The organism is Amylibacter sp. SFDW26, assembly GCF_009184395.1.
Classification (GTDB): Bacteria; Pseudomonadota; Alphaproteobacteria; order Rhodobacterales; family Rhodobacteraceae; genus Amylibacter.
Map to the genome: position 1 here is coordinate 669,606 of NZ_WEIC01000001.1, position 23,643 is coordinate 693,248.

At 42.1% G+C, this 23,643-nt stretch carries 22 protein-coding genes and 2 tRNA genes; 9 read left to right on the plus strand and 15 right to left on the minus strand.

Going from position 1 to position 23,643, the window contains the following annotated elements; translation table 11 throughout:
• Window positions 1-32: 32 nt before the first annotated feature.
• From F9L33_RS03435 to F9L33_RS03450, 4 genes are all read right to left on the minus strand, one after another.
• The gene (locus F9L33_RS03435; RefSeq protein ID WP_152141328.1) at window positions 33-368 is read right to left on the minus strand and encodes a TfoX/Sxy family DNA transformation protein; all 336 of its coding nucleotides are present in this window, start codon (window positions 366-368) and stop codon (window positions 33-35) included.
• Complete coding sequence (purN, locus tag F9L33_RS03440) at window positions 365-937, minus strand: phosphoribosylglycinamide formyltransferase (RefSeq protein ID WP_152141329.1); 573 nt, start codon at window positions 935-937, stop codon at window positions 365-367. The genes F9L33_RS03435 and purN overlap by 4 nt, the downstream gene beginning before the upstream one ends.
• Window positions 937-1,980: a phosphoribosylformylglycinamidine cyclo-ligase gene (gene purM / locus F9L33_RS03445; RefSeq protein ID WP_193221958.1), complete on the minus strand. Its 1,044-nt coding sequence runs from the start codon at window positions 1,978-1,980 to the stop codon at window positions 937-939. The genes purN and purM overlap by 1 nt, the downstream gene beginning before the upstream one ends.
• Before the next feature lie 130 nt (window positions 1,981-2,110).
• Window positions 2,111-3,085, minus strand: coding sequence for an MBL fold metallo-hydrolase (locus F9L33_RS03450; RefSeq protein ID WP_152141331.1), 975 nt, complete (start codon window positions 3,083-3,085; stop codon window positions 2,111-2,113).
• A 117-nt stretch (window positions 3,086-3,202) separates the two neighbouring features.
• On the opposite strand from F9L33_RS03450, the gene F9L33_RS03455 reads away from it, so the two are divergent.
• The 5 genes from F9L33_RS03455 to F9L33_RS03475 all read left to right on the plus strand — a co-directional run bounded on the left by F9L33_RS03455 (window position 3,203) and on the right by F9L33_RS03475 (window position 7,216).
• Complete coding sequence (locus tag F9L33_RS03455) at window positions 3,203-4,138, plus strand: substrate binding domain-containing protein (RefSeq protein WP_152141332.1); 936 nt, start codon at window positions 3,203-3,205, stop codon at window positions 4,136-4,138.
• A gap of 37 nt (window positions 4,139-4,175) precedes the next feature.
• Window positions 4,176-4,252, plus strand: a tRNA-Ile gene (locus F9L33_RS03460).
• Between the two features lie 331 nt (window positions 4,253-4,583).
• Complete coding sequence (locus tag F9L33_RS03465) at window positions 4,584-5,420, plus strand: transporter substrate-binding domain-containing protein (RefSeq protein ID WP_152141333.1); 837 nt, start codon at window positions 4,584-4,586, stop codon at window positions 5,418-5,420.
• Between the two features lie 74 nt (window positions 5,421-5,494).
• A complete protein-coding gene (locus F9L33_RS03470; RefSeq protein WP_152141334.1) occupies window positions 5,495-6,466 on the plus strand; it encodes an amino acid ABC transporter permease in 972 nt (323 codons plus the stop codon).
• Window positions 6,467-6,475: 9 nt separating this feature from the next.
• A complete protein-coding gene (locus F9L33_RS03475; RefSeq protein ID WP_193221959.1) occupies window positions 6,476-7,216 on the plus strand; it encodes an amino acid ABC transporter ATP-binding protein in 741 nt (246 codons plus the stop codon).
• On the opposite strand, the gene F9L33_RS03480 is transcribed toward F9L33_RS03475, so the two are convergent.
• The 4 genes from F9L33_RS03480 to F9L33_RS03495 are packed head-to-tail and all read right to left on the minus strand — an operon-like array spanning window position 7,213 to window position 11,668.
• Entirely contained in the window at window positions 7,213-8,526 is a 1,314-nt protein-coding gene (locus F9L33_RS03480; RefSeq protein ID WP_152141335.1) for an MmgE/PrpD family protein, read from the minus strand. The genes F9L33_RS03475 and F9L33_RS03480 overlap by 4 nt on opposite strands.
• Before the next feature lie 19 nt (window positions 8,527-8,545).
• Window positions 8,546-9,592: a low-specificity L-threonine aldolase gene (gene ltaE / locus F9L33_RS03485; RefSeq protein WP_152141336.1), complete on the minus strand. Its 1,047-nt coding sequence runs from the start codon at window positions 9,590-9,592 to the stop codon at window positions 8,546-8,548.
• The gene (locus tag F9L33_RS03490) at window positions 9,589-10,266 is read right to left on the minus strand and encodes a hypothetical protein (RefSeq protein WP_152141337.1); all 678 of its coding nucleotides are present in this window, start codon (window positions 10,264-10,266) and stop codon (window positions 9,589-9,591) included. The genes ltaE and F9L33_RS03490 overlap by 4 nt, the downstream gene beginning before the upstream one ends.
• 52 nt (window positions 10,267-10,318) lie before the next feature.
• Window positions 10,319-11,668: an ATP-binding protein gene (locus F9L33_RS03495; protein WP_226803923.1), complete on the minus strand. Its 1,350-nt coding sequence runs from the start codon at window positions 11,666-11,668 to the stop codon at window positions 10,319-10,321.
• A gap of 133 nt (window positions 11,669-11,801) precedes the next feature.
• On the opposite strand from F9L33_RS03495, the gene F9L33_RS03500 reads away from it, so the two are divergent.
• Window positions 11,802-11,876, plus strand: a tRNA-Asn gene (locus tag F9L33_RS03500).
• A gap of 172 nt (window positions 11,877-12,048) precedes the next feature.
• Here the strand turns inward: F9L33_RS03500 and F9L33_RS03505 are convergent.
• Together F9L33_RS03505 and F9L33_RS03510 are read right to left on the minus strand one after the other, a co-directional pair.
• Window positions 12,049-13,116: a hypothetical protein gene (locus tag F9L33_RS03505; RefSeq protein ID WP_152141338.1), complete on the minus strand. Its 1,068-nt coding sequence runs from the start codon at window positions 13,114-13,116 to the stop codon at window positions 12,049-12,051.
• 454 nt (window positions 13,117-13,570) lie between these two features.
• Complete coding sequence (locus tag F9L33_RS03510) at window positions 13,571-13,747, minus strand: site-specific integrase (protein WP_152141339.1); 177 nt, start codon at window positions 13,745-13,747, stop codon at window positions 13,571-13,573.
• On the opposite strand from F9L33_RS03510, the gene F9L33_RS03515 reads away from it, so the two are divergent.
• Entirely contained in the window at window positions 13,746-13,985 is a 240-nt protein-coding gene (locus tag F9L33_RS03515; protein ID WP_152141340.1) for a hypothetical protein, read from the plus strand. The genes F9L33_RS03510 and F9L33_RS03515 overlap by 2 nt on opposite strands.
• 274 nt (window positions 13,986-14,259) lie before the next feature.
• Here F9L33_RS03515 and F9L33_RS03520 read toward each other — a convergent pair whose 3' ends face one another.
• The 4 genes from F9L33_RS03520 to F9L33_RS15710 form a co-directional block, all read right to left on the minus strand.
• A complete protein-coding gene (locus tag F9L33_RS03520) occupies window positions 14,260-19,248 on the minus strand; it encodes an S-layer family protein (protein WP_152141341.1) in 4,989 nt (1,662 codons plus the stop codon).
• A gap of 55 nt (window positions 19,249-19,303) precedes the next feature.
• The gene (locus F9L33_RS03525) at window positions 19,304-19,885 is read right to left on the minus strand and encodes a hypothetical protein (RefSeq protein WP_152141342.1); all 582 of its coding nucleotides are present in this window, start codon (window positions 19,883-19,885) and stop codon (window positions 19,304-19,306) included.
• Window positions 19,886-19,897: 12 nt separating this feature from the next.
• Entirely contained in the window at window positions 19,898-20,176 is a 279-nt protein-coding gene (locus tag F9L33_RS03530) for a hypothetical protein (protein WP_152141343.1), read from the minus strand.
• A 302-nt stretch (window positions 20,177-20,478) separates the two neighbouring features.
• Window positions 20,479-20,640: a hypothetical protein gene (locus F9L33_RS15710; RefSeq protein ID WP_193221960.1), complete on the minus strand. Its 162-nt coding sequence runs from the start codon at window positions 20,638-20,640 to the stop codon at window positions 20,479-20,481.
• Between the two features lie 138 nt (window positions 20,641-20,778).
• Between F9L33_RS15710 and F9L33_RS03535 the strand changes: the two genes are divergently transcribed.
• Window positions 20,779-21,033: a hypothetical protein gene (locus F9L33_RS03535; RefSeq protein WP_152141344.1), complete on the plus strand. Its 255-nt coding sequence runs from the start codon at window positions 20,779-20,781 to the stop codon at window positions 21,031-21,033.
• Window positions 21,034-21,188: 155 nt separating this feature from the next.
• Here the strand turns inward: F9L33_RS03535 and F9L33_RS03540 are convergent, their stop codons facing one another.
• Window positions 21,189-22,268 (minus strand): siderophore-interacting protein, encoded by a 1,080-nt coding sequence (locus F9L33_RS03540; protein WP_152141345.1) that lies wholly within the window; start codon window positions 22,266-22,268, stop codon window positions 21,189-21,191.
• 102 nt (window positions 22,269-22,370) lie between these two features.
• Here F9L33_RS03540 and F9L33_RS03545 point away from each other — a divergent pair, with 102 nt between their 5' ends.
• Window positions 22,371-23,642: an MFS transporter gene (locus tag F9L33_RS03545; protein ID WP_152141346.1), complete on the plus strand. Its 1,272-nt coding sequence runs from the start codon at window positions 22,371-22,373 to the stop codon at window positions 23,640-23,642.
• The last annotated feature ends 1 nt before the right edge of the window (window position 23,643 follow it).

The window sequence follows — 23,643 nt, forward strand, 5'->3', positions numbered from 1 at the left end:
AAGAAATTGCCCGAGACCCTAGAACAAGTAGGCTAAACTTTCTTAATAACACCTAATTCATTCAGGGCCGTTTCCAGTTTGGAGCGGCCCTTATCTTTTGGTGAAAGCCTTGCTTTGATAGTATCAAAGCGTTTTTGCAGGTCTTTCTTCTCTGATCCTTGGCAATCATTCCATGGGCGACCTTGCATCCCCATAACCATAGCATAATAGCCAATGAAATGCGGCTTGCCGCCAGCTTGTAAAGCAAGGAAATATGCTTCATCTGGACCTAAATCGCGCAATTGCTCCGCGGATGTAATACCTGCGCGACCATAAAATTCATCCGAAGCAGGGCCGAGATTTCGGATGCTGGATGGTTTCGCGGTCATACTGATACAAAAGCCTTTAGTGCAGATGGATAAAGCTTATGCTCTTCTTTAATCACGCGGGCGGCCAATGTATCAGCCGTATCGCTCTCTAAAATAGGCACTTCGATTTGTCCGACAACGGGTCCCGCATCCAATTCAGGTGTTACGATATGTACTGAACATCCCGCAACCTTATCACCAGCATCTAAAGCGCGTTGATGTGTGTTTAAACCTTTGTATTTAGGCAAAAGAGAAGGGTGGATATTTAACATCTTACCAGCCCAGCGATTGATAAAGCTCTCAGTCAGGATACGCATAAAGCCAGCCAAACAAATCACATCTGGCTGATGTGCATCCAATACCTTGTTTAACTCCACCTCAAAAGCTTCACGATCACCGCTGAATGGACGATGATCTACAACCGCCGTCGATACACCAAACCCATTAGCCTTTGCCAAGCCGCCTGCATCCGCATTATTTGCCAATACCAATACAGGTTCTGCGTTAAAATCATCTGCTTTCATGGCTTCAACAAGCGAAACCATGTTAGAGCCGCCGCCAGAAATTAGAATGGCGACGCGTTTTGTCATTATAGAGAGCCTGTGTAGGAGACACCTTCGCCCGCAACGACTTTACCGATGCGTACAGGTGTGATGTCTTGGCTTGCCAATGCTGCTTCGATTTCAGCTGCATTTTCTTCTGATGCAATCGCAATCATGCCAATACCACAGTTGAAAGTTTTCAAAGCTTCAGCTTGTTCAAGACCTGCTTGTTTGATTAGCCAATCAAAAATTGGCAAACGATCCCAAGCATTTAGATCAATCTCCGCACCTAAACCATCAGGCAAAGCACGTGGTAGATTTTCCGTCAAACCACCGCCTGTAATATGTGCCAAAGCTTTTAGATTACCTGTTTCCAGTGCAGCCACAGCAGGGCGCACATAGATTTTTGTTGGTTCAAGCAAAGCATCAGCCGCAGGGCCATCACTGAATGGTGACGGATCATTCCAATCCAATCCTGCCATTTCAACGATCTTACGCACCAATGAATAACCGTTTGAGTGAATGCCAGTTGAAGGCAAACCAATTAATACATCACCATCAGCAACACCTGTTGGCAACATTGCGCCACGTTCCATTGCACCCACAGCAAAACCAGCAAGGTCAAAATCTTCGCCTTCGTACATACCTGGCATTTCAGCAGTTTCACCACCAACCAAAGCTGTGTTCGCTTGGCGACAGCCTTCTGCGATACCATTGATCACATCTGTGGCTTTATCAATTTCCAGCTTACCAGTTGCAAAGTAATCCAAGAAAAAGAGGGGAACGGCACCTTGGCAAATAAGGTCGTTCACACACATAGCTACCAAATCGATACCAACCGTGTCTAATTTGCCTGTATCAATGGCAATTCGTAGTTTCGTACCAACACCATCAGTCGCAGACACAAGAACAGGATCGTTGAACCCCGCAGCTTTCAGATCAAACATGGCACCAAAGCCACCTAAGCCATCCATAACACCAGGGCGTTTTGTGGATTTTGCAGCGGGTTTAATACGCTCAACAAGTTCATTGCCAGCATCGATATCAACACCTGCATCGGCGTAGGTAATAGAGTTTTTTGAATCGCTCATAAGTGTCCCCAAACTGCGTTTGGTTTCCTTTACCTCAAGCTTTCTAAAATGAAAATAGCCAAGCTATTTTAACATTGGATAAATTAAGAATAGGCAAGAAAAGAGCGGGGAATGCCCGCTCTCTAAGTTATTATATATTATAATCCCATGCAGCGGCTTCAAATTGGTATTGATCCCCTTTGCGCACTACATGCCCAAAGCCTGGGAAATCCATATGCATACCTGTGACCATAACTTTATCTGTTGCTACTCTATCCAGTAATCGCGCACGTGTTGCTTTGGCTGTGTTTTGGTCAACATCAAAAGCCAATGCCCAATCTGGGTTTTCAAACTGAAGTTTGGGTGCGTGGATTATATCTCCCCAGATCAACAATTCTTCACCTTCAGAGCGCAGATGTACCCCGATGTGGCCTGGTGTATGCCCTGGTAAAGATACAAGTTCTATACCGTTAACAATCTCTGCATCAGTTTTTGCAAGTGTAATGCGATCTGAATAGGGTGCAGTGCGTGTACGTGCAATATTGATAAATCCTTTAAATGCATCATCTGCTTGTGCCAAAATCGTATCATCATGCCAAAAGTCCCATTCGGTTTGATTTGTAATCACATCTGCATTTGGGAATATGGCAGCACCATGTGCATCAATTAAACCGCCAATATGATCAACGTGCAGATGTGTTGTAATGATATGGTCAATTTGATCAGGTGTAACGCCAGCTTGGGCCAGTGATTTATGATAATTTCCTGTTGTTGGTGTGAAATCATCCGTAGTACCACAATCAATTGCGATTAACTTCTCACCCGTGTTAACCAAATATCCATTCACAGGAATGGCGTGTCCAGACGGTTGAGCTGGTAAATGTTGGTTTGCAAAGGCATCTGCAGCTTTTGCCTCATCGTATCCTACAACCCAATCAGGGGATAACAACAATGCACCATCCAAAAGGGCTGTAACTTCAAAATTGCCAACTTGGTGCGTGTAAACACCTGTGATTTGTTTGCCTTTTTTTTGCGCTTTAGCAAGACTTGGCTTCGCATTTATAAGGGCAGGGGCAGCCAATCCAGCGGCAGTTAAAGTCAAAAATGTTCTTCGTGTGGATTCCATAAGAATCTCCTATATCTAAATTTTTCAATTTGTATAATTCATAAATATATCATTAGTTTACCTTTACATAGCTTGGATAATCTTATATTTACCATAAGGTAATCTTATGGATAAATAATGGATCATCTTGGTTTTTTATCAAATTATCTGATTGTAATTGATGAGGGTTCTTTAAGTGCTGGAGCAAGAAGAACGGGTATATCTCAACCAGCTATCAGCCAGCAAATAGCAACATTAGAAGAATACTATGGCCAAAAGCTGCTAGAACGCAGCAAAGCAGGTGTCCGACCGACAAAAGCAGGCCAAGTCGTTTGCAAATATGCAACCCAGATGCAAGAGGCGCAACATGAGCTTTTGGCTGAATTAGATATACTTGGTAATTCTACCTCTGGCACATTAACACTTTCAACAAGTTTAGTTATGGCAGAACTTGGTGTTGCAGACGTTGTTTATAATTTGCGGCATACAACACCAGATTTAAATATTGTTATGCGCGTTGAGGATCGTTTGGTTGATGTCGTTCGCGAAAACTATGATCTGGCCATTCGTACAGGTAATCTGGGTAATACAGATGGGATTGTCCGTAAAATTGCGATGATCGATACAATCTTGGTCGCAAACCCTGCTTATTTAGATACGCATGGGCGACCGCACATATGGGATGATATGTCTAAACTAGACTTTATTGAATACAGCGTTGGGCGCAGCAATGGATACCTGCCTGTTATCAAAGATAATATCGAAATTGAAATGCCAGTACGCATCGGATTTACTGCAAATACAGTAAATGTTGTTTTATCGGCTCTCGCAAATAGTGTTGGATATGCACGTATGCCTAGGGCATTAGTGCGCGAGCATTTAAAAGATGGTCGATTGGAAGAGGTTTTTCCGAAATATAAAATTGCTCCCAAACCAATTCATGTTGTCTACCCTCATAGACATTCGTTAAACCGTCGCTCGCAGTTGTTAATTGATGCTCTCATTGATGAGTTCAAAACTAACAATGATGTCCATCTTTTGCATTCTATAAAAAAGACTGAGACTATTGCTTGACCACATCGATTACGCACAGTATTCCCACATTTAAGGCGGGCCTGTAGCTCAGTTGGTTAGAGCAGAGCGCTCATAACGCTTTGGTCGCAGGTTCGAGTCCTGCCGGGCCTACCATTATCTTATATTTTATTTCAGCTGAATTTGCGAAAACTGTCGTTCTTTTTGCATGGCTTTCTTTTACCCAAAAGTAAAATGCCCAATCTGTTGCCATAATTGTTGTTCCACAAAAGGTAAATATACAGTTGTATAACAATAAATCTATGCCTAAGCTGACGCTGCGTGAAGAGTTTGCTAGCTTTACATGTGATTATAACTCGCTAGGGTTATTGGATGAATAGGGTCGTTCTATGTTTAACTTCTGCTTAGTGGCAAAATGATAAACACTTAAATTCATAGAACTGATTATAAAAATAATAATAAAACAGTTTCAAATAGGGAGAAAATTATGAAACTTAACCGACGTATCTTTACATTCGCAACGGGTGTAGCACTTGCGCTATCTGCAAGCGTATCCTTTGCCGGTGAAGCAATGGATCGCGTGATGTCATCAGGCACACTGAAAGTTGCAACAGACGCTAACTGGGCACCGCAATCGTTTCTAAATGACGAAAATAAAATGGATGGCTTCGACGTCGATGTTGCCCGCGAAGTAGCAAAACGTTTGGGTGTTGAAGTCGAATTCGTTACACCGTCATGGGATATTATCACTGCTGGTAATTGGAATGGTCGTTGGGATCTGTCTGTAGGATCAATGACACCAACAAAATCACGGGCAGAAGTTCTAAGCTTCCCAGAAGTATACTACTACACACCTGCATCAGTTGCGGTTCACAAAGACAGTGCTGCACAAAGCGTATCTGATCTAGATGGTAAAAACGTTGGTGCATCTACTGCATCTACATTTGACCTATATCTACGCAAAGACTTAACGATCGATGCAGAAGGCACACCAGCATTTGACTATAAGATTACACCTGGCGCAATTAAATCATACAAAGATGGTACCGCTGCTATGGACGACCTTCGTCTAGGTGATGGTGTACGTATTGATGGTATGGTTGGATCATTGCCTGCTATCCTTGCAGGAATCGAAAACAATTATCCTCTACGTGTATTAGGTGATCCAGTATTCTACGAACCATTGTCACTTGCTATTGATAAGGGCGATACAGAGTTCAACGATAAACTTGCTGGTATCGTTCAAGAAATGAGAGCTGATGGGACATTAAAAACGCTTTCTGAAAAATGGTATGGTATCGATTACACAACTGCAATTGAGTAAGATTATATCCATTTTATAAATACATAGGCCTGGCTCAATTTATTGGGCCGGGCTTTTCTATGGGGAGAAGATAAATGCTATTTGCTGATACAGTTGTTGGTGATCCAGCGGTACATAAGCCAAAGATCATTTTGATAATGGTTATGGTGGCGACGGTACTATTCACGTTATTTGGTTTGAACGACACTATATTTGGCGAATTCATGCGGCCAGTGATAGGCGAGCCAAAAGAATCTGGTTTCTTTGGCAATGCATCCATTGGCCTTGTTATGGCAATAATTGTGGTCATAAACATTGTGTTGATCGGGTTTCTACCGTTTCGCATACAAATTCTGATCGTTTGGTTTGAATTGCTCCTCTTATTCTTAACTTTCTTCTATAGTTTTGGCCTGAATTACCAATTCATCCAGTCTAAAATATGGTTCATGATCACGCAGGGTGTTTTCACAACCCTTTATATTTCAGCGATCTCAATCATACTTGCATCAGTTCTTGCTATCGTTGGGGCGATTGCAAAGTTATCATCCAATGGTTTTGCTTTTGCGATTGCTAGTTTCTACACCTCATTCTTTCGCGGTCTGCCACTCCTAATGCAAGTGTATCTAATCTATCTTGGCTTGCCACAGCTTGGTTATGTGATTGATGCTGTTCCAGCGGGCGTTATGGCGCTTACACTTTGTTACGGCGCCTATATGACCGAGATTTTTCGTGCAGGCATTCAATCCATTAACAAAGGCCAATGGGAAGCATCCCGTTCAATGGGCTTTGGGTTTGGCCTAACTATGCGTCGCATCATTTTACCACAAGCCATGCCACTAATCATCCCGCCAACAGGCAACCAATTCATTGCAATGTTGAAAGACAGCTCTTTGGTATCTGTTATCGGTGTTTGGGAACTTATGTTCCTAGCGCGGACATTGGGCAACAAAGACTTCCGTCATATGGAAATGTTAATCACTGCAGCTTTGATTTACTGGGTTCTGACTGTTTGTCTGGAACTGGTGCAAAGCCGTATTGAACGCCATTACCGTACAGCAAGCCATTAGGAGAACGCCATGTCTACACCGATTATTGAAATGACAAACGTGAACAAGTGGTACGGAACTTACCATGCTTTACGAAACATCAATTTTACAGTGAACGAGGGCGATAAGATCGTTGTTTGCGGCCCTTCTGGGTCAGGCAAATCCACAATGATCCGCACGTTAAATTATCTGGAAGCACATCAAGAGGGCACTATTCGTGTGAATGGCACCGATATGCACAGCAAGATGAAAGACGTTGATAAAGTGCGGATGGATGTTGGAATGGTGTTCCAGCATTTCAACCTGTTTCCACATCTTACGATTCTACAAAACCTCATGGCGGGCCCGATGTGGGTGCGTGGCATTTCTGAAGAAGAGGCGCGCAAAACCGCGATGATGTATTTGGAACGTGTTCGTATTCCAGAACAGGCTGATAAATACCCAGGACAACTATCTGGTGGTCAACAACAGCGTGTAGCGATTGCACGGTCATTGTGCATGAAGCCGAAAGTGATGCTGTTTGACGAGCCAACATCCGCACTGGACCCTGAAATGGTGTCAGAAGTCTTGGATACAATGGTCAGCCTTGCCAAAGATGGCATGACAATGGTCTGTGTGACACATGAAATGGGCTTTGCTAAAGCTGTGGCAGATCGCGTGATTTTTATGGATGAAGGGGAAATCATTGAGGAAAACGACCCTATTAATTTCTTTGATAATCCACAAAGCAAACGGACACAGAACTTCTTAGGTCAAATCCTACAACATTAGATTGGTTCGGAAATAAGTTTAAACAATCCATCTACAGTACTGTGCTGCTCTATGCCACGAATAGTGCTAATAATTAGATTGGAACGTTCTTGGCCAAGAATGGGTGATGTCAGTTGTCGATATTTATCCCATATAACATCATCAGAAACCTTATTCTCAGGGTCGCCTTGTGCTTCGGTCACATCCGAAGTCAAAATATTTCCATCAGTTAAATAAAGATGTGCACGCGCAAAACGTTGGGCAGGAAATGCTGCATTAAACGCATCCGTTTCGACAATCTCAACACGTTTCGCCATATCCATTATTTGCGCATCATTAAGCCCATCATCCGTGACTTCTTTGATGCCAATCGTTCCACGGACCAATGCAGCAGCAACAGAGAAGGGCAATGAATATTGTGCTTGTTCTGTGTTCGTTGGAATGGACGTCAGGCGTTTTGCCTCGTGAAAGGTTTCAACCTTTATATGTGAAACTTGCCCCATGCTTAGATAATGTTTTTGAACCAAAGCCAAAACTGCTTCCACAGCAGGTTGCGCCCAGCGACATACGGGATAAAGTTTGATGTATTGCTGTGTGACATACCAGTTTTGTCCCAAATCATTCCAATAGGACGCAAGATCAGGGCTCTCTAATGTGATGGCAGGCGCACCCGTAAATCCATCCTTGGCAAGGTAAGCCGCGGAAATACCCGCCATAGCCCCCCAACCAGAACCATCTTTCACCATAGTTGGCGCATCGATACAGCGCATCATTTGACTGCGTGGGCCGTGATATTCGGCAATGCCTAATGCCTCTCGCGTTTGATCTTTTGATAACCCTAATTGACGTGAACCAAGCGCTGCTGTTGCCAACGCAATCCACGCACCCGAAGTATGATAATCACAAGCACTTGAATGTAATGAAATACCTGAGCGCGTGCCAATCTCATAACCAATAACAATACTGGTTAATAATTCCTTCGGGTCATAAATACCCTCCGCCTGCATTAAAGCAATCAATCCAGGGACTACGCCGCATCCAACATGCCCTTTGGTCAATTTATGACCGTCATGAGCATCCAATGCATCAATCGTCATCCCATTTGCCAATGCAGCACCAGCAGCGCTTACACACCGCCCATCTTGCCACAAAGTTGCATCATCACCACCAAATTGTCTGGCAACATGATTATGGATAATTACAGAAAGTTGCGTTTGTGAACCACCAACGGCTACACCCAATGTATCGACAAGACAGCGTATTGCTTCGTGAATGGTGTGCTTTGGCAACATATCAAATGTCGTGTCATGGATGAAATCAATGGCTTTCATATGACTTCCCCATCATTGTTTACGCGTAATAGGATTGAAAGGACTGTATTGCTAAATCTAAAGCGTCATCACTTATGTCGCGATGCATAACCATCCTTATCGTAGGAGATTGCCCACCAATAACAACACCCGTTTTTGCCATATGTGCATATAAAGTTTTATGATGCTCAGGGGCAGGGGTGAAAAATACCATATTACTGTTATGAACTACAGCCCCCACATCAAGTGTGGTTAATGCATTTGCCAAACGTTCAGCACGATTATGATCCTGTACAAGAGTTTCTATATTATGATCCAATGCATAAAGTGCAGCTGCTGCCAAAATCCCAGATTGGCGCATAGAACCGCCTAATATCTTACGGTTACGCCGCGCTTGCGCAGTTAATGCATGACTGCCAACCAATACGGATCCGACAGGTGTTCCCAATCCTTTTGACATGCAAAGCGATATACTGTCAGCACAATCAGCCAATTCCTTTGGACTGCATTTTAACGCGGTAATAGCATTAAAAAACCGCGCGCCGTCAAGATGAACAGAAAGCCCTGCATCCTTTGCAACTTTTGCAGACGTATTTATCGTCTGAATAGGAATAGCACGACCACTAACCGTATTTTCTAAGCATAACAAACGGCTACGCGCATAATGCGGATCATCTTCTTTAATCGCTGCTGCAATAGAGTCTGGCGAAACCTCTCCACCCATTTCGGTTTTAACAGGGTTAAGCGAGATACCAGCCAAAACCGATGCGCCAGCCGCTTCATCACAAAAGGTATGATATTCATTCCCAACAATAATCTCATCACCGCGCCCGCAATGCGCCATAATAGCTGCGAGATTGCTTTGTGTGCCTGTTGGAAAGAATACTGCGGCCTCTTTGCCAAGCATATCAGCCAACCGTTCCTCTAAATGATTTACAGTAGGATCGTCACCGTAAACATCATCCCCCACAACAGCAGAAGCCATCGCTTCTCGCATGGCCACATCTGGGCGTGTAATCGTATCACTGCGAAAATCACAGATTGTATTAACACCCGAAGTTGCGTTCATACCTGAATAAGTACTCATTTTGTAATTTGCTCATAAGCTAAAGCAGCAACAACGTGGATACGGCGTGTCTCACCACCATTTAATGCTGTGTGATACCCACGTGTGTCGGTAAAATAGACTGATCCATCCGCAGGCATATGCGTTACATGATGGTTCACGACGAATAGGGAGCCTGGATTGGATATAACAGGGATATGCAAGCGTGGTTCTGGGTCACGGTGCCAAGAATTACAGTTATACAGCCCCTTAGATAGGACACGCGTGCGCCCGATTGGGAAGCGTTTTGTCAATTCTTCATGAACATACTCAAAATACGTGCCTTTGAATTTTGGATTGAACTCTGAAAAATCTACCTCTGGCACTAAATCTTCCCGAGGTTCTTCAACATAGCGATCATCTGCACGGGTCCAAAAACGTCCAGACAGATCATTGCTGGTCCATTCCGTTTGTCCGGGGCGTTGTGTCAAAGGTAATGCTGCAAATCCTTCGTCTTGCATGTCACCATGAAATGCTTCGATTGCTAAGCATTCATCAAGTGCTTTTTGCAACTCAATGATATCGAATTTTAAATCAAGGCGTTGAATGCCAGGTCCAGGGACGAACTCAGCTACCGAAACTGTGTCAGGTTGTGTTTTCATCCAACCTTCAATGGCTTGAACATCAACATCATTTATTTTTGCAGTGAATGTCATATATCCGATCCTTATATAGTGTAACCTTTAGCGTAACTCTCTTTTTAAATACCTATCGCGGTATCGATAATATCGCCTTCAAACCACCTAAGTCTTGGCTGTGAAACAACTCTAATTTGCCACCATGACTACGCGCAACATCAGCAGCAATTGCAAGACCTAATCCTGATCCAGAGCCTTTGTTTTGGTTTCGAGCTTCATCTAGTCGAGTAAAAGGTTCCAGAGCATCATTACGTTTGTCTTTTGGAATTCCTGGTCCTGCGTCTTCTACCGTAAAATCTACATGCTTGGGATCAAGAGACACAGTAATACGAGCTTTTTCACCATATCTTATTGCGTTCCCAATAAGGTTTTCAATCGCGCGTTGTATAGCGCGTTCACGGCATTTAATTGTCTCTTCACCAGCCGTTATGCCATTAAATACCAATTCCACTGGTTCATTCGCACGCGCATAATTGCGAATGATACGCTTGATCAAAGCTTTTACACCAACTGTTTCCGTTTTTTCACCAGAATCACCACGTGCAAATTCAAGGAATTCTGTCAGCATCGCTTCCATCTCATCAACATCGCGTTCCAAATGTTGGACTTCTTCTGATGGTTCTAATAACTCCAACGACAGCTTCATACGTGTCAGCGGTGTACGTAAATCATGGCTTACACCAGATAACATCATGGTACGTTGGTCAATTTGGCGAATAATCCGTGCACGCATGGATAAAAAAGAATGACCTGCACTCCGCACTTCTCGTGCTCCCCTAGGATGAAAAGGGATAGACCATCCCCGTCCAAAAGCCTCTGCAGCATCTGACAAACGTTTGATTGGGCGTATCTGGTTATTTAGAAATAAAACAGAAATGCCTGTGAACAATACTGATGTTAAAATCATAGCCACTAATAATTGATGTGGGTTGGTGGCAGATGCACGGGTCCGTGCAAATGACATCTGTATTGGTCCTTTAGAGGATTTTATCCCCAATCTCACAAGCTTACGATCTGATTTGAGGTCAACATAAACCAAATTTGGAAGACTCAGACGCAATGCATCAACAACATATTTACCAGATAAATCAAACCATTCCCACGTGTCACGTGTTTGGCTAAATTCTATAGGTAAGGATACATTTACATTCAGCGGACGCGCGTGATTTGTGATTTCTGATATTGCAGCAATACGGTCAGGAGCGTCATTGATCTGTGAAACTATGTGATTCACATCCAAAGATACGTTCGATGACATCTGTTCTGATACATCGCGGAAAAGGCGCTCAGCAAAAAACGCGGCCACAACGATTTGAATAACGACGATAGGGACCGCTAAAATAAGCATAGCGCGGCCAAACAGGCTGCGTGGGAGTTTAGATTTGATCCACTGTTCTATCATATATTTAGGGTTAAGCATATGTCGGGACCTGTGCAAGCAAAGAGATCACGATGGAGATATGACATTTTTTTCGTTTTCTTTAAAAAACCCTATAGACGCCTGAAATAGCTACTGCTATACGCAGCCTCGCAGCGCATGTTGCACTTGGTATTCCGACGTAGCTCAGCGGTAGAGCAGTTGACTGTTAATCAATTGGTCGTAGGTTCGATCCCTACCGTCGGAGCCAGAAAACTTTATAAGTTATTGTTTTTAAATGATAATTTAGGTTCGATCCCATATTTTCTGGCATTTGCATTACAAATTGCATTACATTTTGTATTACGCATCGTGTTTAGCTTCTAATTAATAAATCTTAAGATTGACGCCGATTCACCCGTATTAACTCAAAATCAAATGAGTCAATCTTCATCCTCTTGTTGATCAAATCGTTTCTTTTCTAATAGAAGAGCATTTTGTTTGGCGGTTTGGGCATTTTCTATTAACTCACTAACTTCATTAACTATTGCAGCAGCCTCTTCATCAAAATCCTCATCATCAAAGACGACCGAGCGCGGAGGTGAAAAGTCAACATCACCACCTTTTTCACGAAAAGATAGGTATTTCTTTATTGCATTTTCGAGTACAGCTTTCTGTTCTGGTTTTATTTTATTTGGGAGATGTTCTGTAACTTCTTTTAACGCTTCTTGTGAAATAGCTTTGCGTCGAGTCTTTTCCATAGTGCGGAGCTCTTTTTCAACTGTTGCATTGTGCATTTTTTTTGCACGTAAATCTTCTAGTTGATCAGCAACACCAATAGAATAACTTGCGATTTCCGACGCATGTTTTGCTATGATTGCTAATAATTTGGTTACAGCAGCCGTTGCCGTTAAAAATACAATAATCGAACCATTTGAAACACCAATAATATCAGTTTCTTCAGGGCGTTCATCAACAGCCCCAGCTACACCTGAAATTATTTGCTCCCAATCCTTAGACGATTTTGTAAGATCTGGTACATTCTCTATAGAAGCATCTTTCTGAAACATAACCGCAATACGGTATTTGTCTTCGGGCAGGTCACTTGTTTCTAAATCGAAACCTAGTGGAATGGCAGAGTCTACAAATGTTTTGAGTTCACTTTGAGCTTGTTCAATTCTATTAACTGCCCGTTGAACTTCTTCATATACTGTTGCTGGATCGTAGATGGCAGATTTCACAGTTTTCTTTATCCAATAGACACCATTACGTCCTAATAAGTGTTCTATGCCTATATGTCCTAGGATATTCATTTGGAGCGTGGAAAGCTCTGAAATTGGTACGTTGTATAGAAATTCAACAAGTGTATCGAGTGGGGCGGTAACTGGTTGTGCGCTGGCTTGTTGAGCGTTATTTGCTAAGACATCACGTAGAGGTCTATAATTATCTAATATTTGCGGTGTCCAAATTTCGATCCATTGGTTAAGTGTCAAAATATCTCTAACGTCCATGATATCCCCAAAATTAAAGTACTGATAATAATTAATCAGAATCGTTGAAAATTAATTGCTCTACGATTGCACAAGGGTAAGCTAAGGTAAATGAAGCGTACTTTTCATCCCATATAAACAGTAATCTAACCTGAGTGTTTAGGTTGCTGTTCATATGGAAACATTAATAATTTTTGCATTACATTTTGCATTACAATTTGCATTACATTATGGAGCCAATATTAAATTATTGTTTTAAAACAATAATATATACTACCCCTGCAACGGGATCGCCCCCTACCGTCGGAGCCAAAAAACAAAACCTTAGCGGGAAATCGCTAAGGTTTTGATCGTTTTTAGTCTCTTTTTAGTCACTTAAATCATAAGATTTTGTTATGTTTAGCTATGGGAATATCTGGAGTGAGTAGGGGTATTACACTCCCCATAATCATCTTCACCACATCTGATCCGCGATCTATAACTCCTCTGGCCCGACAGTATTCGCGTAGATTGCAGTAGTGGTAATGAAAGCATGTCCCATCCACTTTTGCAACATGTTGAGTTGCACACCTGATCGGACAGCATTGATACCGTAACCGTGGCGCAAGCCCTTGGGGCTGACTTGTGGGCCTGTGACCTTGGCATCCTTCATGACAGCCTTTATTCATCATTCCAGAAAGACAGAACCTGCGGATAAGTCACAGATTGAAGAATCTGTCCGCCTGAACGCTTTATCTGTGAACATCGTCCAATATCGGTTAGTGCTGAATTGGGGCGTGATAACAGTGCCAAAAGCGCAAAACGTAAGAGATTCCATCCTCACACCCCACGCATCTGCCCATTGCTTTTTAAGCGCATCAATGATGCCAGAAGCAATCAATGGACGGTAATGCTGTGACTTTCTCAGTGAATGAGTTTTGCATCACGCGATTGTCGCGCGTTAGATTATATCGCGAAAGACGTGAGCCCTTATGGTTTCTGACATATCGCTATTTTTTAGTCGAACGGATTTAATCACAACGCCCTACAGGCTGATTAAATTTTAGATAATCAAAGACCTTTTCAAGCCCCAAGCTCCCGAAATAGGATTATCTTCGATCAGTGCTCTCGGAAAGCTCTACATAAATGCAAAGCTTTCCGCATTATCTTCGGTAAGATTAAATCTTAGAATATAAACTCATCTTCATGTGTCTGATCTAAAGTTGCAGCAATAAAGTCAGCCTGAGACAGTGTTGTTCCATCCTCAAAAGTAAACTGATTAACGCTCGCACGGCTCGCAATTGTACTGGATGATGATAATGTATTTAGAATTGTAATAGTATCGTCTGTATTACCTTCAAATCCAATCACAAGGTCATCATGACCATTACCATCAATATCGGCTTTGAATGTGAATATATCTTCCACAGTCAGACCATTTTCAAAAACCAGAGTATCAACTTCCAAGTAGTTTGATGAGTTTGATAAAATCGTATCGTTCCCCATGCCGATACCCGCAACAAATGTATCATTCTCACCGGAACCATTGAATGCATCATCGCCAGCAGTACCAAGTGTCTCTGCTAGGAATTCTTCGCGGGTCAATATAGTGCCATCTGAGAAGGTAAATTGATCAACATGTTGGCGGTCTGAACTATGGCTATCGTTCCCATCGTTTAAAATCGTGAAGGTGCCTTCTGCGTTTTTAAATCCAATGACTAGGTTATCACCATCATAAGTTGAATATACATCCGCAGCAGTTATGCCTTCTTCAAACGTCAAAGTATCGACTTCCAAGTAATTTGATGAATTAGAAGACAGTGTATCATCACCTTGACCTGCGCGAACGATAAACGTGTCATTCTCACCAGAGCCATTGAATGCATCATTACCAGCGGTGCCAAGTGTCTCTGCAAGGAACTCTTCGCGGGTAAATGTAGTCCCATCCGAGAAGGTAAATTGATCAACATGTTGACGGTCTGAATTATGGCTATCGTTCCCATCGTTTAAAATCGTGAAGGTGCCTTCTGCGTTTTTAAATCCAATGACTAAGTTATCACCATCATAAGTCGTATAGATATCTGCAGCAGTGATGCCTTCATCAAATTGTACTGTGTCCACTTCAAGATAGTTTGACGTATTCAATGAGACTGTGTCGTCGCCTTGCCCATATCCAACGTAGAATATATCGTTTCCAGCAGTTCCTGTGAAAGCGTCATCTGCTACTGGCGTATTGCCAAGCGCATTATTTAATGCCTGTTCTATGAATTCAGCTTGAGTAAGAACGGTACCATCAGAAAAGACAACTTGATCAAGGTTCGTTATAGAACTGCCACCACTGTTCAAAATAGTAAGGGACCCTTCTTGTACTACGAACTGAATACGTAGATCACCGCCATTATCAACCGCATATATATCATCTATGGTTATACCGTCCTCAAAGGTCAGAGTATCAACCTCTAAATAATGAGAAGAACTCAAAGACAGGGTATCATCACCTTGACCTGCGCGAACAATAAACGTGTCATTCTCACCAGAGCCGTTGAATGCATCATTGCCAGCGGTGCCCAGTGTTTCGATTAAGAACTCTTCGCGCGACAATGTCGTACCATCTGAGAACGTAAATTGATCGACTTGATGGAAAGCCGCATTCCCATCGTCATCCGCATAATTCAGGATCGTTAATGTTCCTGCTGCATTTCTAAACCCGATAACCAAATTATTGCCATCATAGGTCGTATAGATATCTGCAACAGTAACACCTTCTTCAAAGGTAACAGTATCCACTTCGAGGTAATGGGCTGAGTTCGACGACAGTGTATCATCACCTTGACCTGCGCGAACGATAAACGTGTCATTCTCACCAGAGCCATTGAATGCATCATTACCAGCGGTGCCCAGTGTTTCGATTAAGAACTCTTCTTGAGAGAACGTTGTACCATCTGAAAACGTAAATTGATCGACTTGATGGAAAGCCGCATTCCCATCGTCATCCGCATAATTCAGAATGGTTAATGTGCCCTCGGTATTCTTAAAACCAATAACCAAGTTATTGCCATCATAGGTCGTATAGATATCTGCAACAGTAACACCTTCTTCAAAGGTAACAGTATCGACCTCAAGATAGTTCGAGGAATTCGACGACAGTGTATCATCACCCTGACCTGCGCGAACGATAAACGTGTCATTCTCACCAGAGCCATTGAATGCATCATTGCCAGCGGTGCCCAGTGTTTCGATTAAGAACTCTTCACGCGACAATGTCGTACCATCTGAGAACGTAAATTGATCGACTTGATGGAAAGCCGCATTCCCATCGTCATCCGCATAATTCAGGATCGTTAATGTACCCTCGGCATTCTTAAAACCAATAACCAAATTATTGCCATCATAGGTCGTATAGATATCTGCAACGGTGACACCTTCTTCAAAGGTAACTGTATCAACCTCGAGATAGTTTGCTGAGTTTTCGACAACTTGATCATCACCTTGACCAGATTGTAAATAAAAATTATCGCTTTTTCCCCAGCCATAAAAAATATCATCCCCAGCCGTTCCCAAAGCCTGATCTATATCGGATAATGTATATATTATGCCATCGGCAAATTCGATTAACTCAAGCTCCTCATTATGGCTATTATAATGATTGGCTAAAGTAATCGTACTACCGTCTGGAAGCGTAAGGATAAGATCTCGATCTATATTCTGTGAGAAAGACACGTCACTTGCATTGATATCTGTGAATACAAGTTTATCCTGATATTGATTATGTGTTGAGCCAAAATCAATGATAGTATCGCTGCCATCCCCACTTGTATAAATATATGTATCTTGTGCGTAATTACTTGTGATTATATCGTCGCCAGCGCCACCAACAACAATACTCTCTCCATTATTCACTTCGATTTGATCATCACCAGAGCGCCCAAAAATAGCTCCTGAACCATTTAAAGTAAGTGTATCAGTACCTGTTGTGCCATCTACGAACACCCCAACGTCGAGATATTCGGCAATAAGCGAAACATCAATATCTTCAAACAAGCCGATAACAAGTTCACCTAGACTATCAATATCATTATCGAAGTGAGCCAACACTTCTAGCGCATCAGCATCTGTTCCCAATCCATCAGCGCGGAATAAATCGATGAAGTTTTTTACGAAAGCCGCATAATTACCCTCAATCGTATCGGTAAATGGATTTACTGATAAACCACTAAACGGTTCTAACGCGCCAAGATCGGCATCGGCACCTTCTTGCAACAAAACAGTCCAAACGGATTCAACTAAAAAACGAGATGTCGTATATGAAAGCATTTCATCGTATGACGCTTGTAAATCCGGAATCACTTCCTCTGGTGGGTTATTCAAAATCACATCATCTGGCGCGATAAAGTTTCCACTTTCTGAAAACTCTTGGCCCAATAAGTTCTGAATAAATGCAAACCGTTTTGCATCAAAATCAGGTACGGAGATATCTTCAATGTCGCCTTCATAGATACCGTCGATTGGCGACACATATGGCTCACCACCTGATAATAATGTCTGAAAACGTGGGGCTTCCTCTGCGTAAAAAGTACCATTCCCAAAAGAGCCAAAAGTCCCAAATGAAGGGGTTCCCAAATCTCTTTCATCGATCCATTCTTGTTCTACTATAAAGTCCAAAGCCTCAAACGGAGCACTCACTTCACCAACGTGACCTGGCACTGTATCTGGTCGCGTTACATAATAAATCACCCCAGCGACAGCGGGCGGTGGCAAAGGCACACCATTAAAGGGGGGGACCCAATTTGGATCTAAATCACTTTTATTATAAAGCAGCTTAGTCGTAAGCTCTTGAGCCTCGCCAAGCCAAATAGTTTCGTCTGCAACATCGCCCCATTGGAATAAGAACTCTTCAAACCCTGTTTCAAACATATCGAAATCACCAGATCGCACATCCAAAATCAGGTCTTCGGCTGCTGTAACCAGAGTGTCATCCTGTGCAAAAGCAATATTCAAATCAGCAATATTGCCAAAGCCCCGTAAAAAAGGCAGGGCGTTAACCGCAGCACTGATTTCAAGATCATCAGGGACATTGGCTTGGGTATCTGTTTGGGAAAGCTCAAATAAAACCTCACCAGATTCCGTAGTTGTACCATCGCTAAATTCAACAGTAGAGGTTTCAATGACCTGATTACCGTTGATGGTGAAATCCGTTTCCGTGACATTCAGATTAAGCTCTGTAATGCCAGCTTCTGATAACGTTTGCAGCTCACCCTCATCGGACACGCCGTTCCCATTTGCATCTTGCCAAATCAACAACGTATCAAAATCATCATCATCAGCGTTAACAACACCGTCTCCGTTCGTGTCATAGACCGCTAACTGTTCATAACCCGTTTCGGTTTCCGATCCAAACACCTCTGAAATGTCATCAATGGTTCCATTCCCATTGGCATCAACCGCTAACAGACCATCATCAGGGGCAACCCATGCCGTGTTTTCCGCAAACCCATCGCCATCAAGATCGAAATAAGCATCTGACCCTTCAAGGCTCGTAAGTTCAATGCCATCGCCATCAAGATCAATCACCAACGGATCAATTGGAGGGGTCAGAGCATCAACTAAGTCTTCAAGCCAGTCGGGAAAACCCAAGTCATCTGGGAACAGGTTAGCTATTTCATTATATAAATTTTCATAATAGCTTTCTAAAAAACCACCTAGTAATGATGCACCTACAATTGTTAAACCTATTGTAAGTGCTGATGCAATCAAACCAGCGCCCAATAAAGGTGCAGCGGCCAAACCAAAAGCTCCACCGATAATACCTCCAACAGCTGCGCCAATTACGGCACCAAACCCACCAGCCAATTGTTGCCCAATACTTTCACCAGAAGCCCATGCTTGCCCTACCTCAATTCCTTCTAAAACCGTTGCAACTACTGCATTACCTTGCAGAAGAGTTCGAGAAAGTGCCGCCCCATTTAAACCAGATTGCGGAAAAGCTCTATAAATCTCTTCTACTACGCTATCTAAAAAATCATGAGCGACTGCGGTAAGCGTAGTGATATCTGCAATCGGGATGTTACCCCCAGATGCGATATTATCTATACTCTGCCTAAAATCTTGAATCGCATCTCTGAATGCCTGCGTATTTAAAGATTGTGTAAAACTATCTGCTGTTACATGAGTCACTATTCTTGATCCTTATTCTCTATAAATTTATTAAAAATCTTATAATTCTCGGAAGCTAAAACTTAGATATAATTCTAGATTTTGGATTCCATATTAGTTCTGAAATGACAATTACATTCAAAGGAAATATGATTGTTTTTAAGAAAGATACTAGCCAAATTGGTAACTGTGCTAAATTCGTATTATAATCTACAAAGAAAATCAGAGAACCAGAAAATAATAATTTTTGCTCCAAAAGATACAAAAATAAAACTCCAAAAAACATAAGTGGAAACCTGTGCTTTAAATTACCATTATGCAAAGTTAAAATTTTCAACCTATCGAGCAACATTACAATAATTAGTAAAGTATTTAAAAAAAAGTACGGTAGCATAAGCACCAAAAGCTCTGCGTGTGCAGCGGCATAAGAATTGATTGAATCGTCAAGTAGCATAATTTCAATTTCGACAAAAAAGCCGAGGCTGCTAAAATAACTAAGTTGATCAATAGATAGTATCGACCATGTTGATATATGAGTAATGTATATAATGACCCAAACCCAGAAAACCACACGATAAAATCGTAACATCTTGGGCTGCATCGGCTCAGTATAAATCTTATCTGGAGCCGAAAATATATAATCTTTTAGTTTGGACATTTTAATTATTCCTTAATATTTATGAGCTTTGGCGATCATCATTCCAATTAGAGAAAGGCTTCCTATGTAGTACAAAACAATTAAACTCATGGCTTGGATTTGGTCTGATGCAACGTCTTTAAACACGGCAACGAAATCACCAAACAATACTGCAATAGGAAGAAGGAATAATGAAACCAATATGAAAGTATGAAAAAGAAAAAATATTTTAGCCGACGCTTTATCACCAGGGAACAAGGCTTTTGATACAATAATTTTTTTAAATTCAAGCTCGTTCTTATAGTCTATCATTCGTTTGATTGTCCGAACATACAATCCAAGAAACACTATACATATAGATATTTCCAAAATGACATTGCTAAACATATAGAGCAGTATACCGCTGGTTAATATTAGGAAATGAAACTCAAGTAATAACTTTATCCCCCTTGATCCGCGTAGCCCTAAAATAAACATATTATTTCATTTCCTTAAATAATTTCGGGATATTCACTCATCTTTTAGCAACCATAGTTGCGGCTTTAAAATAACATAATCTAAAAACTGTTTAATCATTAAATTTAGAGCTTGTTAACTTGCTCAAAGACAACACGTCAAGCCGCTAATCTCTCATAACCCGTTTCGGTTTCCGATCCAAACACCTCTGAAATATCATCAATGGTTCCATTCCCATTGGCATCAACCGCTAACAGACCATCATCAGGGGCAACCCATGCCGTGTTTTCCGCAAACCCATCGCCATCAAGATCAATCACCAACGGATCAATTGGAGGGGTCAGAGCATCAAGCTGACATTCGTTGCTGGAGCAACACCTCCAATTTAAGCGTGTCAAAGCGTGCAGAAAATGATAGCTTCCGAACGACCATGGACCAGAATGGAAAGGACCATAACCATGAAGTTCCTAGAGGAAATGTTGTTAAGCATCTTGGAATTTTCTGGTTTTGAAGTCTCGAAATTTGCGCTTGGTGAGTTATTCCCAGCTGCGCTAATCAGCTTGTTCCCAGCCGCAATGATTGGGGGAATAGTCTCTGATTGGAAGTTCAATCAAGGATCGTTGTTTTCTAAACTTCCATTGGACTGGTTGGCGTCATTGCTTACGATGATAGGCACGATCTATCTCTACTACTGGCTGTTTCTGTCGTCATAAAAGCAAGATCAGTCGCTCCTAAAAGTAGGCGGTAAAGTGTAATAATTTGTTCCTCATATACAACTTCTGGAATGTATAGTTGTTTTGTCAGATCACTTAAATAATGAGATTCCGTATGTAATGAAAACAACCGTTAATTTTTACAATTATGAGATTCATAGTAGTGGTATTTTAGACTTCCAATAGCCTGCTGAATATAATTCTTGTTTTGATAAACCCTGGCTAGTGAAATGTTGGCGTACAGCTTGTGCCATAGATTTTTCACCAGCAAACCACACATAGCGAGTTTTGTTTTTCGGGATGCTAATACTATTAACCCTTTTTAACAATTCTGTCTCAGGCTGTATAATTGAGATCCAAGTAATACTCCCATTATCAGGGGCAATTGTAAGTGTTTCATCCTCTTTTGAGCTAGCTTTTATAATCGCGGTTACTTGTGTTTCTTTTGTAGTATTCTCAAGGATGCGCGCAATTGCAGGTAAAGCCGTTGCATCTCCAGCCAATAAAATCCAATCAGCATTTGGGTGCCAGCCGCCACCCGGTCCCATTATGCCGACTTTTTTATAGGGCTCTACAGATGCAGCCCATATGCTGGTGCGGCCACCATCATGTATGAAGATATCAATATCTAATAAACCACTTTGTGGATCAATCCATCTTATAGTGTAGACTGGCTTATGTAGCGTATCTTTGCCTGTTGGCCATTTTGTTTGGCCATTCGATCCAATTTTAGGCCATTTGGGATCACTTGGGTTATTTGGTAATAATAATCGAACATGGAGGCCATCTTGTGCAAATGATGCAAGTGCATCCCCATGTAATCGAATGCGATAATAAGAAGACGATATGCGTTTAGAGGAAACCACCGTCATTAACCGAAAGTTTGGTGGGGTATCCCCTTTTTTAATACTACCTGTCCATTGAAGCGAAGCAGCTAAAGGTTCTGATTTATGGGCAATATGTTGTGTGACACTGTCTTGGAGTGTATATAGGTTTTCTTGTGTTGGAGATCGAAGGCGTATGGTAATACGAGCCGTTTCCATGGATATTTCTATTGCCCCTAGAGGGGTTGCACATATGTATTGATCCGTTGATGTTTTTACGAAACCTAGATCATGATCCTTTGCTAAATTGAAGAAAAGATCACGTACGGCAGAAGATTGAGGAGTCTTTATAATAGCTTCTGAAACCGTGTCTGAATGGTGTTTTTGTGTTATAATTTGTTGTTGCATCATGTTTACTCTTGACGATTTATGATTACCTTATAAAAACACTCAGAAATATACAAATAGCAAGCAACAATGGCCAGCTAGTAAAATTTACTGATTGGATGTAGCATGCCGTTGCTTAAAACAACGACCCCGAAATCTGTGTTCGTGACGCTTATTGGTTTGTATATTGCTCAAGCCATTCCATTATACTTGGTTGCAGCAGCTTTGCCGCCAATATTACGAGAGCGTGGTGTTGACCTTGCCGTGATAGGCGCCTTTGCTGTGCTTTTGGCACCTTGGGTGCTTAAATTTCTATGGGCCCCTTATGTGGATCGACTTTCACGAGGTGGAAAACTAGGGCGTAAAGCTTGGATCATTGCAACGCAATGTTTAGTTTTGTCCTGTATCTTTACTTTATCCAGTTTTGATCCCGTTACAGATGTTGGATATTTTTTCCCATTGCTGATGATGATGTCGGTTGGGGCTGCAACTCAAGACATTGCTACAGATGGGTACGCTGTTGAACATTTGGCCTCGCGAGATCAACCCATTGGCAATGCAATACAAGGTGGAGCCGTTGCTGCAGGTGTTCTGTTGGGGGGATCCGTCACTTTATTTGTCCATGATCTATCTGGTTGGACCATAGCTGTTCTAACCGCAGGCGCTTTGTCTGCCCTAGCGACACTTCCAATTCTTATTGTGAGAGAAGATGTTGGGAAACGAGAACAAGAGGAGATCTCCACCAAAGCATCGCTTTTGACATTCTTCAAGCGTAAAGAAGCGATCGCTATCTTTGTCTTTGCATTATTATTCCGAGTTCCAGAGGGCCTGATTAAAGCTGTTGAACAAGCGTTTCTTGTCGATGCAGGGTTTTCTTTAACAAAGATCGGTTTGATCTCTGGCGGATCAGCCGCCGTTGTAGGTCTCGCAGGTTCAGCCATTGGCATGTTAATTATCCTTAGGTTTGGTCTGAAGTCATTTTTATGGGGCATTATTACCCTACGAACTGTATGTTTTGCAGGGTACGTCGCAGCGGCTTATACAGGATTGCCCGATTGGGCTTTAATCGGATTAAGTGCGCTAAACACATTCAGCCGTTACATGGAAATTGTAGGCCTCTATACGGCGTTTATGCGGATTGCTTCACTGAAACAAGCCGGTACGGATTTTACAATCTTATCAAGTGCAAACCTTTTGATGTATATGGTCGGGTCAATGCTGGCAGGTGTCATTGCATCTGCCGCTGGCTATGCACTTCTCTTTACAATCGCGACGGTCCTCTCTGTGATCACAGGTGTTATGGCCATGTGGATTTTGCCCAGATCTGTCACGGTACATGTTCCTTCAAACCATACTTCCTCAACTCAAAATACAGAGTTTACTGAAAGAGTAACCTAAC

Coding starts and splice junctions, on each gene's coding strand:
- F9L33_RS03510 (WP_152141339.1), bottom strand. CDS start 13,747: ATGAAGGATGCCAAGGTCACAGGCCCACAAGTCAGCCCCAAGGGCTTG.
- F9L33_RS03525 (WP_152141342.1), bottom strand. CDS start 19,885: ATGTCCAAACTAAAAGATTATATATTTTCGGCTCCAGATAAGATTTAT.
- F9L33_RS03475 (WP_193221959.1), top strand. CDS start 6,476: ATGTCTACACCGATTATTGAAATGACAAACGTGAACAAGTGGTACGGA.
- F9L33_RS03470 (WP_152141334.1), top strand. CDS start 5,495: ATGCTATTTGCTGATACAGTTGTTGGTGATCCAGCGGTACATAAGCCA.
- F9L33_RS03465 (WP_152141333.1), top strand. CDS start 4,584: ATGAAACTTAACCGACGTATCTTTACATTCGCAACGGGTGTAGCACTT.
- F9L33_RS03535 (WP_152141344.1), top strand. CDS start 20,779: ATGAAGTTCCTAGAGGAAATGTTGTTAAGCATCTTGGAATTTTCTGGT.
- F9L33_RS03450 (WP_152141331.1), bottom strand. CDS start 3,085: ATGGAATCCACACGAAGAACATTTTTGACTTTAACTGCCGCTGGATTG.
- purM (WP_193221958.1), bottom strand. CDS start 1,980: ATGAGCGATTCAAAAAACTCTATTACCTACGCCGATGCAGGTGTTGAT.
- F9L33_RS03505 (WP_152141338.1), bottom strand. CDS start 13,116: ATGGACGTTAGAGATATTTTGACACTTAACCAATGGATCGAAATTTGG.
- ltaE (WP_152141336.1), bottom strand. CDS start 9,592: ATGAGTACTTATTCAGGTATGAACGCAACTTCGGGTGTTAATACAATC.
- F9L33_RS03540 (WP_152141345.1), bottom strand. CDS start 22,268: ATGATGCAACAACAAATTATAACACAAAAACACCATTCAGACACGGTT.
- F9L33_RS03545 (WP_152141346.1), top strand. CDS start 22,371: ATGCCGTTGCTTAAAACAACGACCCCGAAATCTGTGTTCGTGACGCTT.
- F9L33_RS03480 (WP_152141335.1), bottom strand. CDS start 8,526: ATGAAAGCCATTGATTTCATCCATGACACGACATTTGATATGTTGCCA.
- F9L33_RS03435 (WP_152141328.1), bottom strand. CDS start 368: ATGACCGCGAAACCATCCAGCATCCGAAATCTCGGCCCTGCTTCGGAT.
- purN (WP_152141329.1), bottom strand. CDS start 937: ATGACAAAACGCGTCGCCATTCTAATTTCTGGCGGCGGCTCTAACATG.
- F9L33_RS03455 (WP_152141332.1), top strand. CDS start 3,203: ATGGATCATCTTGGTTTTTTATCAAATTATCTGATTGTAATTGATGAG.
- F9L33_RS03530 (WP_152141343.1), bottom strand. CDS start 20,176: ATGATAGACTATAAGAACGAGCTTGAATTTAAAAAAATTATTGTATCA.
- F9L33_RS03495 (WP_226803923.1), bottom strand. CDS start 11,668: ATGCTTAACCCTAAATATATGATAGAACAGTGGATCAAATCTAAACTC.
- F9L33_RS03490 (WP_152141337.1), bottom strand. CDS start 10,266: ATGACATTCACTGCAAAAATAAATGATGTTGATGTTCAAGCCATTGAA.
- F9L33_RS03515 (WP_152141340.1), top strand. CDS start 13,746: ATGACAGCCTTTATTCATCATTCCAGAAAGACAGAACCTGCGGATAAG.